General features: G+C 63.4%; 17 protein-coding genes and 1 tRNA gene. 10 read left to right on the top strand and 8 right to left on the bottom strand.

Annotated elements, in window-relative coordinates; genetic code table 11:
- Window positions 1–37: 37 nt before the first annotated feature.
- Entirely contained in the window at window positions 38–829 is a 792-nt protein-coding gene (locus AAYO93_RS17295) for an isocitrate lyase/PEP mutase family protein (RefSeq protein WP_345762411.1), read from the top strand.
- Window positions 830–918: 89 nt separating this feature from the next.
- On the opposite strand, the gene AAYO93_RS17290 is transcribed toward AAYO93_RS17295, so the two are convergent.
- The gene (locus AAYO93_RS17290; RefSeq protein WP_345762410.1) at window positions 919–1,695 is read right to left on the bottom strand and encodes a DUF4386 domain-containing protein; all 777 of its coding nucleotides are present in this window, start codon (window positions 1,693–1,695) and stop codon (window positions 919–921) included.
- 214 nt (window positions 1,696–1,909) lie between these two features.
- Between AAYO93_RS17290 and AAYO93_RS17285 the strand changes: the two genes are divergently transcribed.
- Window positions 1,910–2,188 (top strand): helix-turn-helix transcriptional regulator, encoded by a 279-nt coding sequence (locus AAYO93_RS17285; protein WP_345762409.1) that lies wholly within the window; start codon window positions 1,910–1,912, stop codon window positions 2,186–2,188.
- A 110-nt stretch (window positions 2,189–2,298) separates the two neighbouring features.
- Here the strand turns inward: AAYO93_RS17285 and AAYO93_RS17280 are convergent, their stop codons facing one another.
- The 3 genes from AAYO93_RS17280 to AAYO93_RS17270 are packed head-to-tail and all read right to left on the bottom strand — an operon-like array spanning window position 2,299 to window position 4,360.
- Entirely contained in the window at window positions 2,299–2,811 is a 513-nt protein-coding gene (locus tag AAYO93_RS17280; protein ID WP_345762408.1) for a GNAT family N-acetyltransferase, read from the bottom strand.
- A gap of 11 nt (window positions 2,812–2,822) precedes the next feature.
- Window positions 2,823–4,013, bottom strand: a complete 1,191-nt coding sequence (locus AAYO93_RS17275) for an MFS transporter (protein ID WP_345762407.1) — start codon at window positions 4,011–4,013, stop codon at window positions 2,823–2,825.
- Window positions 4,010–4,360 carry an ArsR/SmtB family transcription factor gene (locus tag AAYO93_RS17270; RefSeq protein ID WP_345762406.1) on the bottom strand — a complete coding sequence of 117 codons (351 nt, stop codon included), beginning with the start codon at window positions 4,358–4,360 and terminating at the stop codon, window positions 4,010–4,012. The genes AAYO93_RS17275 and AAYO93_RS17270 overlap by 4 nt, the downstream gene beginning before the upstream one ends.
- Before the next feature lie 86 nt (window positions 4,361–4,446).
- Between AAYO93_RS17270 and AAYO93_RS17265 the strand changes: the two genes are divergently transcribed.
- From AAYO93_RS17265 to AAYO93_RS17255, 3 genes are all read left to right on the top strand, one after another.
- Entirely contained in the window at window positions 4,447–5,760 is a 1,314-nt protein-coding gene (locus AAYO93_RS17265; protein ID WP_345762405.1) for an NAD(P)-binding domain-containing protein, read from the top strand.
- A gap of 128 nt (window positions 5,761–5,888) precedes the next feature.
- A complete protein-coding gene (locus tag AAYO93_RS17260; protein ID WP_345764913.1) occupies window positions 5,889–6,035 on the top strand; it encodes a hypothetical protein in 147 nt (48 codons plus the stop codon).
- Complete coding sequence (locus tag AAYO93_RS17255) at window positions 5,971–6,465, top strand: arsenate reductase ArsC (protein WP_345764912.1); 495 nt, start codon at window positions 5,971–5,973, stop codon at window positions 6,463–6,465. Before AAYO93_RS17260 ends, AAYO93_RS17255 begins: the two co-directional genes overlap by 65 nt.
- Before the next feature lie 36 nt (window positions 6,466–6,501).
- Here the strand turns inward: AAYO93_RS17255 and AAYO93_RS17250 are convergent, their stop codons facing one another.
- The gene (locus AAYO93_RS17250; RefSeq protein ID WP_345762404.1) at window positions 6,502–7,227 is read right to left on the bottom strand and encodes an aquaporin; all 726 of its coding nucleotides are present in this window, start codon (window positions 7,225–7,227) and stop codon (window positions 6,502–6,504) included.
- 113 nt (window positions 7,228–7,340) lie between these two features.
- On the opposite strand from AAYO93_RS17250, the gene AAYO93_RS17245 reads away from it, so the two are divergent.
- Together AAYO93_RS17245 and AAYO93_RS17240 are read left to right on the top strand one after the other, a co-directional pair.
- The gene (locus AAYO93_RS17245; RefSeq protein WP_345762403.1) at window positions 7,341–7,751 is read left to right on the top strand and encodes an arsenate reductase ArsC; all 411 of its coding nucleotides are present in this window, start codon (window positions 7,341–7,343) and stop codon (window positions 7,749–7,751) included.
- Window positions 7,752–7,767: 16 nt separating this feature from the next.
- Complete coding sequence (locus AAYO93_RS17240) at window positions 7,768–8,433, top strand: arsenate reductase ArsC (protein ID WP_345762402.1); 666 nt, start codon at window positions 7,768–7,770, stop codon at window positions 8,431–8,433.
- A 70-nt stretch (window positions 8,434–8,503) separates the two neighbouring features.
- On the opposite strand, the gene AAYO93_RS17235 is transcribed toward AAYO93_RS17240, so the two are convergent.
- The 3 genes from AAYO93_RS17235 to AAYO93_RS17225 form a co-directional block, all read right to left on the bottom strand.
- Window positions 8,504–8,577: transfer RNA gene (locus AAYO93_RS17235), tRNA-Gly, on the bottom strand.
- Between the two features lie 560 nt (window positions 8,578–9,137).
- Window positions 9,138–10,976 carry a glycoside hydrolase family 2 TIM barrel-domain containing protein gene (locus AAYO93_RS17230; RefSeq protein ID WP_345762401.1) on the bottom strand — a complete coding sequence of 613 codons (1,839 nt, stop codon included), beginning with the start codon at window positions 10,974–10,976 and terminating at the stop codon, window positions 9,138–9,140.
- A gap of 42 nt (window positions 10,977–11,018) precedes the next feature.
- Window positions 11,019–12,038, bottom strand: coding sequence for a LacI family DNA-binding transcriptional regulator (locus AAYO93_RS17225; protein ID WP_345762400.1), 1,020 nt, complete (start codon window positions 12,036–12,038; stop codon window positions 11,019–11,021).
- 166 nt (window positions 12,039–12,204) lie between these two features.
- Here AAYO93_RS17225 and AAYO93_RS17220 point away from each other — a divergent pair, with 166 nt between their 5' ends.
- The 3 genes from AAYO93_RS17220 to AAYO93_RS17210 all read left to right on the top strand — a co-directional run bounded on the left by AAYO93_RS17220 (window position 12,205) and on the right by AAYO93_RS17210 (window position 15,374).
- On the top strand, window positions 12,205–13,512 hold the full coding sequence (locus AAYO93_RS17220; RefSeq protein WP_345762399.1) for an ABC transporter substrate-binding protein: 1,308 nt from the start codon (window positions 12,205–12,207) through the stop codon (window positions 13,510–13,512).
- 135 nt (window positions 13,513–13,647) lie between these two features.
- Window positions 13,648–14,523 (top strand): carbohydrate ABC transporter permease, encoded by an 876-nt coding sequence (locus tag AAYO93_RS17215; protein ID WP_345762398.1) that lies wholly within the window; start codon window positions 13,648–13,650, stop codon window positions 14,521–14,523.
- 2 nt (window positions 14,524–14,525) lie between these two features.
- On the top strand, window positions 14,526–15,374 hold the full coding sequence (locus AAYO93_RS17210; RefSeq protein ID WP_345762397.1) for a carbohydrate ABC transporter permease: 849 nt from the start codon (window positions 14,526–14,528) through the stop codon (window positions 15,372–15,374).

Raw genomic sequence — 15,374 nt, 5'->3', positions numbered from 1 at the left:
GTACCAGGTTCCGCGCGTGCGGCGGTAGCCTCCCTTGGTGGGAGGGACAACCATGACGTTCCGCGATTTGCACTTCGAAGACGAGTTGTTGCTGCTGCCGAATGCGTGGGATGTCGGCTCAGCGCTCGCGTTCGCCGCAGCAGGGTTCCCGGCAATCGGCACGACCAGTTTCGGGGTGAATGCGTCGGCCGGCCGACCGGATGCCGCAGGAGCGAGCCGGGATGCCACCGTTGCGCTGGTCGGGCACATCAGGTCGCTTCCGGTTTTCGTTTCCGCCGACATCGAGGACGGCTATAGCGATGATCCGGTCGAGGTGGGCGACCTCGTTGCGGAGCTCAGAGTCGACGGCGTGAACATCGAGGACTCTGCCGACGGGCGACTCGTAGACCCGGCGATCCCGGCCGCGAAGATCACTGCTATCAAGCGTGCCGCACCGGAGGTATTCGTCAACGCGCGAGTCGACTCGTACTGGTTCCACGAGGACGACACAGTTGCTGCCGTCCTTGAGCGGGCAAAGGCCTACGCCGATGCGGGCGCTGACGGCATCTTCATCCCCGGGGCGGCCGACCCGGCGACACTGGAACAGTTGACCACTGGCATCGCGCTTCCCGTCAATGTACTTGTCGTGCCGGGCCTCACTCTGGACGACCTGAAGAACCTCGGCGTTCGGCGGGTCAGCACGGGGTCGCTGCCATACCGGGCCGCGATCGATGCCGCCGTGGAAGTCGCCGCAGCCGTGCGAGACAGGCGTGAGGTAGCGACGGCGACATCCTACGAAGAATCACAACGCCGACTCCTTGACTTCGCGTCGCGCACGAAAGCGAGCTGAAGCCAACCCGGCGGTCCCGCTCACACCCCTGTACCTACTTCTCTTCGCAGTGACCTGCTTCGTCATGTCGAGCGGGATGATGCCGACGCTCAGGCTGCCGTGGGCTCGCTGATTGCGTCGTAGTCGGCGGTCAGCGGCGTTGGCTTGAAACCCTTGATGATCAACCAGATGCCCAGGGACAGTTCGAACAAGGCGACGGGCAGTGCGGCGAAAACGGCGATCGGGGACACCTGGGAGTAGGCGCCAAAGTAGACCGCGATGTCGGATGCGAGGAGCAGCGGTGCGCCGATGAACGCGACGATCGGGAAGATGCGAGGAACGATGGCGGACCGATACAGCAGGTAGCCCAGGAGCAGGTCGCAGGCGACGGGCATCAGGCTTTGGGAGAGCAGGAACGTCCAGGTGTAGTTCGCAAGCAGGCCGTGGCCCATCGTGGTCAGCGCCGCTGTGCTCGCGCCGGCGGTGCCGGCAACATCGTTTCGCAGGGTCATGATCGTAAGCAGACTGACGACGCTGACGAAGATGAGGCAGGTTTCCAGGAGCCGGGCGGCCACCAACCCCAGGGCGGCGGTTTGACTGATTCGTTTGGTCAGCGGGTACAGCACTACGGCGGTGCTGATGCCGGCCAAGCCGACGACGACTTCGGACAGAACCCCCCACTGCAATGCCGTTGTGCTTCCGGCGGTCCCCAGAACGAAGGTACGGACGTTGTCCTTGATGGGCGCGTACAGCGCCAGCGTGGGGATGGAGACGAACGTGAGCACGTACAGTATGCCGACGGTCAGGGAGATCCGCCTCGTCGGGCGCATCCGGCCACGCGAAACGGGGACTCTTACCGGAGGGGTGATGTCGGTGTTGGCGGCCATGGTGTGCTCCTTGCGGAGAGATGGGTATTGGTCGGTCATCCGTGCGGAGTAGGCGCTGACCCGGTAGACCCGGCGGTTCATGCCCATGAGGAGGTCGAATACGCCGCGGGGTTTGCCGGCGGTTGGGAACTTCCGCACCGGTCTTGGCAACGATATCCTGTTGTAGACGACATGGCAAAGCGAACATGTCCCAAATGACAGGAGACGTGCTGCCATGGCTGAGTGGGGTTTCCTGACCAATCACTTACATGCGCTCTACTGCGTCGCGCGCCACCCCGGAATCCGGATCCGGGAGATCGCCGAAAGCGTGGGCGTCCAGGAACGGGCGGCACACCGCATAGTGGCGGACTTGGTCGAGGGCGGATACCTGACTCGCAGTCGGGTAGGCAGTCGCAACTTCTACGAACTGCATCCGAACCAGCCGATCCGCCGGGAGGGGCTGGACGAAGTCGCGGTTGGTGAGATTCTCGACGTGCTTCTCAAGCGGAAGTGACAACGACCCCACCCAACGCCTGCCCTCGACGCGTCCCGCTGGAGGATCGGCTACTGAAATCGGACTTCGTTCGCGAATCTCGTATCGCCCGAATCGCCGGCTCGTCGAACTCAGAGAGCAACGCGTCCGCTTCGTCGCTCGATCAGCACTGTGTCGCGCCATTCGCCGATATGTGGCCCGTAGCGCATCCGGGCGATGCGTTCTCGGATACCCACCCGGCGGAAGCCGAGCTGTTCATGGAGCGCCAAGCTGGCGATGTTCGCGGGGAAGACGCTCGACTGAATCGTCCAAATGCCGGCGTCCTCGCACGCCTCAATGAGTTCGGAGAGCAGCAAACGACCGACCCCTCTGCCCTGCGCTTGACTTCCGACATATACGGAATGCTCCACGACGCCGTGGTAGACGTCGCGTCCTGAGACGGGTGAGACCGCGGCCCAGCCGAGGACGGTCCCGTCGTCATCGACGGCGACGAGCCGTGCCACGTTGAGCCTGCCGGCGTCGAATTGCTCCCAGGTCGGCGGTTCCGCTTCGAAGGTTGTGTCGCCGGTGGCGATACCTTCCCGATAGATCCGCTCGACCGCCCGCCAGTCCGACGGGACGAGGGGCCGAATCGTTGTCGCCATGGTGCTCCGTTCTAGGTTGCGCGTGCGAGGGCGAGAGGAAGGAGCGCAATGCCCGCCATCACGAGGGCCATCGCTGAATACGAGCCGACGCCGGTGGCGATGATCGGGCCGAGCGCCGGCGAGAGGGCGGTCAGGATCGTGATTGGAGCTGCGAAGACACCGTTGATCGACCCGTAGTTCTGGGTGCCCCACCGGTCTGCGACGGCGGACGCCTGGACGAGGGTGTGTGCTCCGCGTACCGCGCCGGTTGCGATGGCGGTCGCGATCAGCAGCCAGAGCGGTCCGGGGATGAGGGCGAGGGAGGTGAGAAGGACGACGGATAGCGCTGACACGAGCGCGAGCGGCATCCATGGTCGTGTCCCGTGCGGCGTGACGAAGAACAGCAGCCGGCCGACAACCTGGCCGGCGCCGACGAGTCCGAGTACGAGGGCCGCCGTGCGGTAGCTGAATCCCTTCTCGGTGAGGAGGGGGATGAGTGACAGCGTGACGGTGTAGAGGCTGGCTGTCAGTAGCCCCACGGCGACCGTCAGCGTCCAGAACCGACGGGTGCGAATCACCGTCGAAACGGTATGCGCACGGGCGGTGTGATCCTGGCTCTGGTGCGCCCAGGCTTGCTCGACGGTGAACCAATGCAGGGGAAGCGTGATGACGAGCAGGACGCCCGCGAGGACGATCAGAGCGGTCTGCCACCCCCACGCAGTGAGAAGCGTGGCAGTGATCGGGGCGAACACTGTCGAGGCCAAGCCGCCCGCTAGAGTGAGCACCGCGAGCGCGCCTTGTCGCCGCGCCCCGTAGCGGCGGGTGATGACGGCGAACGCGGCCTGATAGAGGACGGCGGCCTGCGCCACACCCACGACCGTCCACGCTACGAAGAACCAAAGAAGGCTGGATGCGTGGGCCGCTGCGATCATTCCGGCAGTGCCTGTGATGGCGCCGAGAGACATGACGACGCGGGGGCTCCACGTGTCGATCAGTCGACCGACTGCGATGCCCGCTGCGGCGGAGACGATGAGGCCGGCTGAGATTGCCGCAGTGACTTCGGTCAGTGTCCAGCCGGTGTCGGCGGCAATCGCGGGTGCAGCGACGATCGGCGCGTAGTAGAGGACACCCCAACTGACGATCTGGCCGACCGAGAGCGCCGCGAGTGACCAGCCGGAACGCGTTCTGCTCGGTGCGAGCGTCGCAGTCCCGGTCGTGGTCACGCCGTCTTCAGCAGCTGCGAAACCCGATCGAGCGCTCCGGGAACCAACTTGTAGTAGGCCCAGGTACCCCGTTTCGAGCGGGTGAGGTAGCCGGCGTCCATCAGGATCTTCAGGTGATGGGATACGGTCGGCTGGCTCAGTCCGATCGGATCGGTAAGGTCGCAGACGCACGCCTCCTCGCCTTCGGATGCGGCAACTATGGAGAGCAGCCGCAGTCGGGTGGGGTCGCCGAGCGCCTTGAACGCGACAGCCATTGACTCGGCATCCTCGGTCGAGATCGTCTCGCGGGTCAGCGGGGCGCAGCACGATCCTGCGGCGGTGACCGAAAGTAGTTCGACGGTTGTCATGACGCACACTCTACCCGTTCATTGACATTCTTCGATGAATGGATGATAGTAACTTCATCGACAAACTTCGATGTACCGGAGGAGCTATGACGCTCATCGACCTGACCGCACCTGCCGTGCGCAGCAGCCGCCTCGACGGCCTGCCCGTCGCCATCATCGGCGCCGGCCCGATCGGCTTGGCCGCGGCTGCGAACCTCGTGGAACGAGGCATCGACTTCGTGATCTACGAATCGGGCGAAAGTGCGGGCAGCAGCATCGACCAGTGGGGTCACATCCTGTTCTTCTCGCCATGGCGGCACTTGATCGACCCGGCCGCCCGCCGACTGCTCGAGGCGAACGGATGGCGTGCTCCTGGTGATGTGACCGCGCCGACCGGGGCCGACTTCCTCAGCCGTTACCTGCGCCCGCTCGCTCAGCTCGACGAGATCGCCTCTCGGACTCGCTCGGGTATCACGGTCAGCGCGGTCAGCCGAGTAGGCATGGACCGCACCCGGACCGCCAACCGCGCACAGACACCGTTCCTCTTGAGGATCACAGACGCATCCGGCGCTATCGACGAGGTGTCGGCTCGCGCCGTCATCGACGCGTCGGGGACCTACCTGACCCCGAACAGCCTGGCCTCGACCGGGCTGGAACCGCTCGGACTACCTGAGGTAGCCGACCGGGTCAGCCACGCCCTTCCGGATGTGCTGGGCCGCGAACGGTCCCAGTTCGCCGGCAGGCACACCACCGTCGTCGGCGCTGGCCACTCGGCTGCGAACACCGTGCTCAACCTCGCCAGGCTGGCGCAGGAGGAGCCCGGCACCCGAATCACCTGGCTGATCCGTAACGCCAGTGCGGTCCGCGTGTCGTCCTCACCAGATGACGAGCTCGCCGCACGTGCCGCGATCGGCTCCCGAGTCGACCAGTTGGTCGCCGACGGAACTGTCGAACAGCTGGACCGGTTCGAGATCGTGCGGCTGACCCGGTCCGGATCCGGTGTTCGCCTGATCGGGCACCGCAACGGCGAACTGGTCGAACACCAGACCGACATCGTGGTGAACGCAACCGGGTTCCGGCCCAACCTCGACATGCTGCGCGAGATCCGGCTTGAGCTCGACGAGATCGTCGAAGCGCCGAAACGACTCGCGCCGCTCATCGACCCGAACATCCACAGCTGCGGCACCGTCGCCCCACACGGGTTCGCCGAACTCGAGCAGCCAGAGCCGAACTTCTTCCTGGCCGGAATGAAGTCCTACGGTCGAGCACCGACCTTCCTGCTCGCCACCGGCTACGAGCAGGTGCGGTCGATCACCGCGTGGCTTGCCGGCGACGTCGCGTCGGCCACGAACGTGCAACTCGTGCTCCCTGCCACCGGAGTCTGCTCGACCGATCAGGCACCCGGCTCCTGCTGCTCCTGACGAGGTTGCGCTTCGTCGCATAGGCTTCGGTCTATGAGTGGGGTGCCTGACGCGACCGGGACGCTGCGCAGTCTCAAGCGCATCCGTCACGCGGCTTGCCGAAACCCCTCGGCCTGACCCAGCCGACGGTGAGCCATCGCCTCAAGGTGCTTCTCGATGAGGGGCTGCTTCAGCGAGACGGTCGAGCGCTACGTGCACGAGAGCCACGAACTGCTAGTCAGGCTGTCCGGCATCACCCGAAACCTCGCCTCGCTTACCTCCCAGTTCGCGGCTGACCGGCTGAGCGCCCTCGCGAACCAGGACCACGTCGTCGGCGACCGCCCCGAGGTGCTGTTCGTCTGCGTCCAGAACGCGGGCCGATCCCAGATGGCCGCCGCGATCCTCAAGCACCTTGCCGGCGACCGTGTCCATGTGCGCACGGCTGGTTCCAACCGGGTCGATATGGTTCGCCCGACCGTGGTCGCGGCGCTCGATGAGATCGGGGTGCCGATCGCCGGCGAGTATCCGAAACCCCTCACCGACGAGGTTGTGCGCGCTGCGGATGTGGTGGTCACGATGGGTTGCGGCGACGCCTGCCCCGTCTACCCGGGGCGCCGCTACCTGGACTGGGAGCTTGGCGACCCGGCCGGGCAGCCGTTGTCGAAGGTGCGTGAAATTCGTGACGACATCGAAGCGCGCGTGCGTGAGCTGATCGATTCGCTCTGATCGGCGAACCACAGCTGCGCGACCTCCGACCGTCAGCTATGACATCGGCGTCGCTACCAAGTCCGGCGCCACCAGTCTTCCCGCGCGCTTCGTCGGGTAGAGGAACCGGATGAAGACGAACCCGACCGCGCCGCCAATGAGCTGGGCGGTGAGGTAGCCCGGGACTGAAGTTGGTGCGATGCCGGTGAAGGTGTCGGTGAACATCCGACCGATTGTTATCGCGGGATTTGCAAAGCTCGCGGAACTGGTGAAGAAGTAGGCGGCGCCGATGTAGGTGCCGACGGCCGCGGGCGCCCAGCTGGTGCGACCGGACCGGGCGAGGCTGAAGATGACGAGGACAAGGCCTGCCGTCGCGATGACCTCGGACAGGAAGTGCGGTCCCGTGATCCGGGCGGTCTGACTGATCTCGACCGCTGGCAGCGCGAACATCACGTTCGCAAGGATGGTGCCCAGGATGCAGCCCGCCACCTGAACCGGGATGTACAGGCCCGATTCGCGCCAGCCGCGGAGTCCGAAGGCGGAGTCGACTAGCGACACGACCGGGTTGAAATGGGCACCGGACACCGGGCCGAAGATGAGAATCAGCGCGAAGAGCCCGGCCGCGGTTGCCGCGGCGTTCTCGGCCAACTGAAGTCCGATGTTTCCGGGCGAGAGGCGTTGCGCCGCTATCCCTGAACCCACCACCAGTGCGGCGAGCAGGGCGCTTCCGGCGAGTTCCGCGGTCAGTTTTCGGGCGGTCGAAACGGGTTCGGCAAGCGTCATTCCGTCAGCATACACATTGACAGACATCTATGGGTTTGCGCATACTAGAACCATTGACGGCGGTGAATGCATCCCAATCATCCGCCCATCCCGAGCCCTTGGAGAGCGCCGCAATGTCTGAGATCCCTGTCGTCCTCTTCGTCTGTATTCACAACGCTGGACGGTCGCAGATGGCCGCCGGCTACATGGCTGCGCTTTCCGAAGGGAAAGTGCAGGTGCTCTCGGCGGGGTCGGAGCCGAAGGACCAGATCAATCCGGTGGCCATCCAGGCGATGGCCGAAGAGGGCATCGACATCGCCAACAATGTGCCGAAGATCCTGACGACTGAAGCCGTTCAGGACTCGGATGTCGTGATCACGATGGGATGCGGGGACACCTGCCCGATCTTCCCCGGCAAGCGTTACGAGGACTGGGAACTCGAAGACCCCGCGGGCAAGGACATCACCGTTGTCCGCCGCGTCCGCGACGACATCAAGGGTCGCATACAGACTCTCCTGTCCGAGATCATTCCCGTCACCGCGTAGCAGGAGACGGATCACCATGAGCGAATTCAGCAACCGCCGGGCAATGCCCGGGCTCGCCTTCCCAGAGCAATCGCTGCATCGACTCTCGATCGAACTCTCGGAACGCTTCGCTGGAGTCTTCGCCGAGGAGACCGTTGAACGGTATGTGCTCGAGTCGTACGCGGGCCTTCTGCGTACCGCCACCGTAAAGGCGCACCTCGCTTCGCGGACCGCACGATTCGCGGCTGACCGGCTCACGGCGCTCGCCCAGGTGAAGGGCGCGATCGAATCACCGCTTCCGGAGATCCTGTTCGTCTGCGAACAGAACGCCGGCCGCTCGCAGATGGCCGCCGTCCTCACGAACCATCTGGCCGGCGGGCGAGTGCACGTCCGGTCTGCAGGGTCCGCGCCCGCCAGTGAATTGAACGCATCCGTGGTCCAGGCGATCGAAGAACTCGGTCTCGACATCAGCCAGGAGTTCCCCAAGCCGTTGACCGACGACGTCGTCCAAGCGGCAGACATCGTCGTCACAATGGGATGCGGTGACGCCTGCCCCGTCTACCCAGGCAAGCGTTACCAAGACTGGGCTCTCGCCGACCCGGCCGATTTGCCGATCGAGCAGGTCCGGATCATCCGCGACGAGATCAAAGCGCACATCGACAAGCTGCTCGCATCGTTGGAAATCGAGGAAGTCACGGCGTAATGATCGCGGTGGCGCGTCCAGATGCCCAACTAGGTTGAGAAAAAGCCCAAGTAGCTTGAGACGTGACAACTGGAGCGAGTGACGGGAATCGAACCCGCGCTATCAGCTTGGGAAGCTGAAGTTCTACCATTGAACTACACTCGCGCGGCCCGGAATCCCAGTAAAACACTGGGAAGTAGGGCTGTCGCCCAGACTACCCGGTCAATGGTTTTTGGCCAAACTCGCCGTCTACTCACCGCTTTGGGATTTCAAAGCGGTTCGCGCATGACCCTAAGGCACGATTCCGGTCGGTTGGAGAGCTTTTTTGGATGACGGATACTGACTCCGCAGCTGCGACGGGAAGTATGAGGGGCCACGGTTTTTCACGATTGTTCTGCGCGGGCGCGGCTGAAGGTCCCGACAGGTCGATTGTTAGTTTCGGCGCTAGTTCGCCAACTTTCAATACGCGCCCGGATTCCGTTGCCTACTGTGATCCGTTGTCGTGGGTGCAGATCCGGGTCGCGCAAATTGCCTTGTCTAATGGGTCACCCACGATGTGACCTCTCCGGCGGCGAGGCGGCGGCAGGGCGATTGCGCACCGACGACCGCAAGCTCTGGCGCATCGGCATCGCCAAAGCGCGACCCTCAGTTGGATACGCTGTTCCGAAACCCCAAACTCGAGCTTTCAATCTCCTTAGGGGTGCGCCAATCAGCTCGACCGGACCCTATCGCTGATCGACAGGCACGCGCAAATGGTCCTCGCCCCGAAGGATCGCGCGGATGCGTTCGACAGGGATTTTGGGGACGCGGTGCTCGTCCGTGAGGCCATTGGTTTCCTGCGCCGTGTCGGTCAGTTGTGTATAGCACCAGCCAGCGAGGGTTTCGGTTCCGCGGACCGCAGCGAAAAGGCTGACGAGGTGCTGTTCGAGGTGCTCGTGCGACTCGACAAGCTGATATCCCCACGCGCCTTCCTCTGACGGCTCGATACTGACACCGCCAAACTCGCTGAGTACGACGGGCCGTGCCGCGGTGCGCGTGCGTTCCTCGTCGGTCCCAACCAGCATCCGTCGTCCATTGGGGGCGATCTCGTCCAGACAGCCACGCACCGCGTCCCCTGTGCCGTACGAGGCGAGCAGCTGGACCGGGTCGTTCTCGTAGTCGTGGATGGTCAGCAGGTCGGAGCACGTGTGTTCCCAGCCATCGTTGGAGACGACGAGCCGTGACGTATCGAGTGATTTCGTCAGGTGGTACATCGCGCGAACCAGGCTCTGCTGCGCGGGGTCTTTCGCCACATGATGAACGCCCCAACTCTCGTTGAATGGCACCCAGACGGCGATGCTCGGATGCGAGGCATCCCGGCGGATCACCTCAGTCCACTCCGCCAGAAGGCGAGCGGATGCGGTGGCCGAGAACTCGTACGTGCTCGGCATCTCCTCCCACACCAAGAGGCCCAGGCGGTCGGTCCAGTAGAGGAACCGAGGGTCCTCGATCTTCTGATGGACGCGCACAGTGGTGAAGCCGAGCTCACGGATGAGTTCGACTTCCGCCCTCAAGGCGCCCGGACCCGGAGCAGCGAGGTGTGAGTGAGGCCAATAGCCTTGCGAGAGAACGCCTCGGATGTCGTATGGTCGCTCGTTGAGCAGGAACCGCCCCGCACCCTCGCCGATCTGGCGGAAACCGAAGTAGGAAGCGATGGTGTCTCGCTCCTGCCCGGGTACTTCGAGTTCAACAGTCGCATCGATGAGCGTGGGCCGCTCTGGCGACCAAAGCACATCCTCGTGCGCCTGCCCGTTGCGCAACGCGTCGACGGTGACCACCACGGTCGTGCGGGACTCCGACACGAGCAGAGTCTGCTCTGCCAGCAGTTTGCTACCGAGGCGCAGGGTGACACGCGCGTTGGTGCCGACGACGGGATGGGCGGAGAGTTCGATCGCCAGTCGCACCTCAGCTGTGATGATGTCAGGTCGCCACGCAAGGTGCGTGATGTGTACACCAGGAACTGACTCGAGCCAGACCGGCTGCCAGATGCCGCTCGTGCGGTCGTACCAGACCACGTGTCGCTGCTCGGCCCAGTCCTGCTTTCCGCGAGGCTGGCCGAGATCGAGCGGGTCATCTTCGACGCGAACGACAATCTCGAAGCCCTTCCCTGGTCGCGGAACCGTCGCCGCGAACGGGGTGTGCCCGCCTTCGTGGTGGACAACGTGTAATCCGTTAACCCACACGTCGGCCCGGTAGTCGACGGCCCCGAAATGGAGAAGCAGCGTGTTTCCGTCAGCGTGACCGGTCGCCTCGATCTCGCTCGTGGTGACCGTGCGTCGGTACCACAGAACACGGTGATACCCGGTTTCCCCTATACCCGAGGCCTCGGACTCAGGGGGGAAGGGGACGATGATCCTGCGCGAGAGCGATTGTCCGGCATGCCAGCCGCGCTCGCGGCCCGCGTCCGCGTCGTCGAATTCAAACTCCCACGCCCCTCCGAGTTCAGCCCACCGGTCGCGAACGAGCTGCGGCCGCGGGTATGTCCCGTCTTGCTCGCTCGCCGCCAAAAATGGTTCAACACGCATGGGAGAACCATATGGCTTCCTTGCAGCGCTGTAAAGCAGGGATCAGGTTGTGGCGCGTTCAATGATTGAATGGGCCACGATCTCGTGGCGCCCACTACCGTCGTATCCCTGCATTCGGTCCTCGAGCAGAGCGAACGCGGCGCTAGCCAGTGCCTGCTTGTCGGGCGACACCGAAGACAGCGCGGGAGTGCTGTAGCGAGCCACCGCCGTGTCATCCCAGCCGAGTACAGCAACATCCTCCGGCACCCGGCGCCCCGCGATCTCGAGCCCGCGAAGCGCCGCCATTGCGAACAGGTCGTCCCGGCAGAGCACGGCGTCGAACTCGACACCCGCAGCGATCGCGGACGAAATTGCGCGCACGCCATCTTCGAAGCCGAACCCCTCGCTCTGCAGCACGAGGTGGGCATCGAGCCCGACCCCAGCCGCGAGCAGCGCCTCTTGGTAGCCGAGCAGCCGGAGGTGCGTGGACTCGGTGATGTCGCCATGGACCGTGGCCAGGAACGCGATGCGACGGCGGCCGCGCCCCAGCAACATCTCGACGCCGTCCCGCGCCGCCCGAGTGTTGTCGATCATGACATGGTCCGTGTTTACTGGCCTCGCGGCCTCTCCGAGAAGCACGAGTGGCGTTCCCGGACGCAGGCGAGCGATCTCAAGAGTGTCGATGCGCGCTGGCTGGAATATGACCCCGTCGACCAGTCCCTCGTCGCGGTCCCTGATCACGGCGCGTTCGGCCTCGACGTCGTTGAGCGTCTGCTCGACCAGGATTCGATAGCCGTATCGTGCAGCTTCTTCGCCGATATGCCGGCCCAACTCGGCGAAGTAGAACTGATCGATCTCGGGGATGGCCAGGGCAATCATGCCGGTCTTGCCCGTAGCGAGGCGCCTCGCCGTGAGGTTTGGCCGGTAGCCAAGTGCGTCGATCGCGGCCTGCACCTTATCCCGCATCGCCTCGGAAACGTGTTCATAGTCATGCACCACGTTCGAAACGGTCTTCATCGAGACGCCGGCGAGATCTGCCACGTCCTGGAGGCGGACGCCGCCTGCTGATCTTCCGAGTGTCATGACGACAGCATAATTAGCTTGAGCCCAAATCGTGGGAGATCTTTGACATTTACAGCGCTATAGATTAGCGTCCTCAAATAATCGAGCTACCCAACGGTCGACGACGACCGAGCCGCCTCTGGCAGCGGAGACCGGCACAGGATGCTCGCGGCACCAGGAGACAGACATGAAGAAACGCAGCGCCGCGTTCGCTCTAATAACGGCCGCCGCCCTCGCACTGAGTGGATGCAGTGCCGCTCAGCCGGCGGGCGATAAAACTATCACGTTCATGGGCTGGGGATCTCCCGAGGAGATCACCGCTTTCAAGACCATGATCTCGCAGTACGAGCACAAGTACCCGCACGTGAAGGTCGACTACATCACGGTCCCGGATACTGACTTCGCGACAAAGCTCCAGACTATGATCGCCAGCAAGAAGACGCCCGATGTCTTCTACTTGCAGCCAGAAAAGGTGATGCCGTACGCCGACGCCGGCCTGATCGCCGACCTCAGTTCCTACGTCAAGAACAACGAGGTGTTCAAGGCCGACAACGTCTGGAAGAAGGCGCTGGACATGTACCGTTACGACGGGAAGTCTCCCGGCAAGGGTGCCGTCTACGGACTGCCCAAGGACATCGGACCGTTCACACTCGCGTACAACAAGGACTTGTTCGACGCGGCAGGAATCACCGCCCCGACGGACGACGCTCCGTGGACCTGGGACCAGTTCGAGGCCGCCGCGAAGAAGCTGACCCACGGCACGGGTGCCGACAAGGTGTACGGTTCCACGCCGTACTCGGTCGAATCCGCCGTGTGGTCGAACGGCGGCGACTGGCTCAACGCGAACCACACGAAGGTCACCGTCACCGACCCGAAATTCGTGGATGCGCTGCAGTGGGTCGCGGATCTCAACCTCAAGGACCACGTCGTTCCGACCCCGGCAGAGCAGTCTGCGCTTCCGGACTACCAGCGCTTCGTCGACGGCAAGGTCGCGATGATGGGCATCGGCCCGTGGAACCAGGGCGGCCTGTGGAATGACGCCAAGTTCAACTGGGACATCATGCCGTGGCCGGTCAGCCCGGCAACGGGTAAGGAAGCGATTTGGTACGGCAGCATCGGCCTCGCGGTCTCGAACACCAGCAAGGATAAGAGCGATGCGTCGAACCTGGCCGCGTTCCTAGCCTTCAACAAGGACGCCCAGCAGACCAACATCGACAAGGGGCAGGCCATCCCGAACCTCGTCGACATGGCGAAGAACAACTACTTGAAGACGGATAAGGCTCCGGCGAACAAGCAGGAATTCATCCGGATCATCGAGGACTACGGCCGCCGTGCGACGCAGACCTACACCTACAACAGCGACTGGTTCGGCACGTTCAACGCCAATGTGGCCAGTGTCTGGAAGGGTGAAAAGACTGCGGCTCAATACACCGCTTCCATCCAGGACGAGATGCAGAAGCAGCTCGACGACGGCATCGCACAACAAGGCAAGTAAGGTCTGACAAACGCAATGGTGGGGCGCGAGACCGGTAAAACAGTCTCGCGCCCCACCGTGCGGCCGATCTGAAATGGAGCACTGCGGCCAATGAGCATGACGACAAGGCGCCCAGCATCGAGGCGGCGGCCATCGATGCGGCGGCACGAAACGGCGTGGGGCCTCGCTTTCGTCACGCCCATCGCGCTTCAGGTGATCCTGTTCTGCATCGTCCCTGTCGGGATCGCGATCTATGCCGGATTCACGAACTGGAACGGGCTCAGCGGTCGTCAGGACTTCATCGGGTTGGAGAACTTCGCCACATTCTTGACCGACAAGTACTTCTGGATCGCGTCGGGCAACACCTTGGTGATGTTGGTCCCGATCCCCTTCTATCTGTTCTTCGGCATTTTGCTCGCGGTCGGTGTCCACCGAGGAACGCCCGGCAGCGGCGTCTTTCGAATCCTCTTCTTTCTGCCGTACATCTCATCGATAGTCGCGCTGGTCGTGTTGTGGAAATGGATCTTCAACTACCAGTACGGACTCGTCAATCAGGGACTCGCGCTGATAGGCATCCAGGGCCCCGACTGGCTGGGCGACCCGGCCTGGATCAAGACGACGATCGTCCTGATGATCGCCTGGAAGTTGATCGGAATCACCTCGATCTACGTCCTCGCGGGTCTCAATAACATCTCCGAGACGTACTACGAAGCCGCCCGGATCGACGGCGCCTCCGCCGCACGCCAGTTTTTCCAGATCACCCTGCCAATGCTTACGCCTGCGATCTTCTTCCTGACGATCATCGGAGTCATCGGGTCGCTTCAGACCTTTGTCGAAGTTCAGCTCTTCACCGCCGACGGCGGACGCGACTACAGCGCTGCGACCATCACCTACTACATCTGGCAGAAGGCGTTCGGCTCCAACGAACTCGGACTCGCATCCGCCACGGCTGTCTTTTTCGCGCTCGTGATCCTCGGCGTGACGCTCATCCAATTCCGGCTGTCCCGCCGGTGGGTCTTCGAAGGAGAATGACCGTGGCTCGCACGAACACCACCGTCCGGAGGACCGGCACCGTCATCGCGTTCACCCTGATGCTCCTGGGCGCGCTCACAATGGTGCTCCCATTCCTGTGGATGTTGTCGACCTCGCTGAAAGAGTCGAAGTTGGTCTTCGACTATCCCCCCCAGTGGATCCCCAACCCGGTCGAGTGGGAGCACTACATCGAGGTCTGGCACGTTGTACCGCTCGCTACTGGTCTGCTCAACAGCCTGATCGTGACGGCCTTAGTCGTGGTCGTCGGCACCCTCTCGTCAACGATGGCAGCGTTTGCGTTCGCCAAACTCGAGTTCCCGCACAAGGGTGCCATCTTCGCCGTGTTGCTCGCGACCCTCATGGTGCCGATCGTCGTGCTGATCATCCCGCAATTCTTGATCTACGCGCAGATCGGCTGGATCGACACCCTGCTCCCGCTGATCGTCCCCGGCCTCCTCGGCAACGTGACGATGATCTTCTTCCTGCGGCAGTACATGCTCGGCCTGTCGACCGAGCTTCTGGAGGCGGCCAAACTCGAAGGCGCCGGGTTCTTCCGCATTTACTGGAGCATCTTCCTCCCTCTCTGTAAGCCGGCGATCGCGGCCAACGTGATCATCGTCTTCATGGCCACCTGGAACGACTACCTGGGGCCGCTCATCTTCACAAACTCGCCGCAGAATTCGACCGTGCAGCTCGTGATCGCGTCGTTCAGCGCGTTCCACGCGGAGCAGACCGACTACCCCATGGTCATGACCGCGTCGATCATCGCCGTGCTGCCGGTCATCATCCTCTTCACCATCGCGCAAAAGTACTTCGTCAACTCGTTCGCCTTCAGTGGGATCAAGGGCTGA

This window comes from Diaminobutyricibacter sp. McL0608 (assembly GCF_039613825.1).
GTDB lineage: Bacteria > Actinomycetota > Actinomycetes > Actinomycetales > Microbacteriaceae > Diaminobutyricibacter.
Note: the sequence above shows the minus strand (reverse complement) of the source record. Positions and strands in the feature narration are given on the sequence as shown.

Bases quoted from the DNA above. Each gene is read 5' to 3' on its own strand.
- AAYO93_RS17290 (WP_345762410.1), bottom strand. From the start codon at position 1,695: ATGGCCGCCAACACCGACATCACCCCTCCGGTAAGAGTCCCCGTTTCG.
- AAYO93_RS17285 (WP_345762409.1), top strand. From the start codon at position 1,910: ATGGCTGAGTGGGGTTTCCTGACCAATCACTTACATGCGCTCTACTGC.
- AAYO93_RS17280 (WP_345762408.1), bottom strand. From the start codon at position 2,811: ATGGCGACAACGATTCGGCCCCTCGTCCCGTCGGACTGGCGGGCGGTC.
- AAYO93_RS17270 (WP_345762406.1), bottom strand. From the start codon at position 4,360: ATGACAACCGTCGAACTACTTTCGGTCACCGCCGCAGGATCGTGCTGC.
- AAYO93_RS17265 (WP_345762405.1), top strand. From the start codon at position 4,447: ATGACGCTCATCGACCTGACCGCACCTGCCGTGCGCAGCAGCCGCCTC.
- AAYO93_RS17250 (WP_345762404.1), bottom strand. From the start codon at position 7,227: ATGACGCTTGCCGAACCCGTTTCGACCGCCCGAAAACTGACCGCGGAA.
- AAYO93_RS17245 (WP_345762403.1), top strand. From the start codon at position 7,341: ATGTCTGAGATCCCTGTCGTCCTCTTCGTCTGTATTCACAACGCTGGA.
- AAYO93_RS17240 (WP_345762402.1), top strand. From the start codon at position 7,768: ATGAGCGAATTCAGCAACCGCCGGGCAATGCCCGGGCTCGCCTTCCCA.
- AAYO93_RS17230 (WP_345762401.1), bottom strand. From the start codon at position 10,976: ATGCGTGTTGAACCATTTTTGGCGGCGAGCGAGCAAGACGGGACATAC.
- AAYO93_RS17225 (WP_345762400.1), bottom strand. From the start codon at position 12,038: ATGACACTCGGAAGATCAGCAGGCGGCGTCCGCCTCCAGGACGTGGCA.
- AAYO93_RS17220 (WP_345762399.1), top strand. From the start codon at position 12,205: ATGAAGAAACGCAGCGCCGCGTTCGCTCTAATAACGGCCGCCGCCCTC.
- AAYO93_RS17215 (WP_345762398.1), top strand. From the start codon at position 13,648: ATGCGGCGGCACGAAACGGCGTGGGGCCTCGCTTTCGTCACGCCCATC.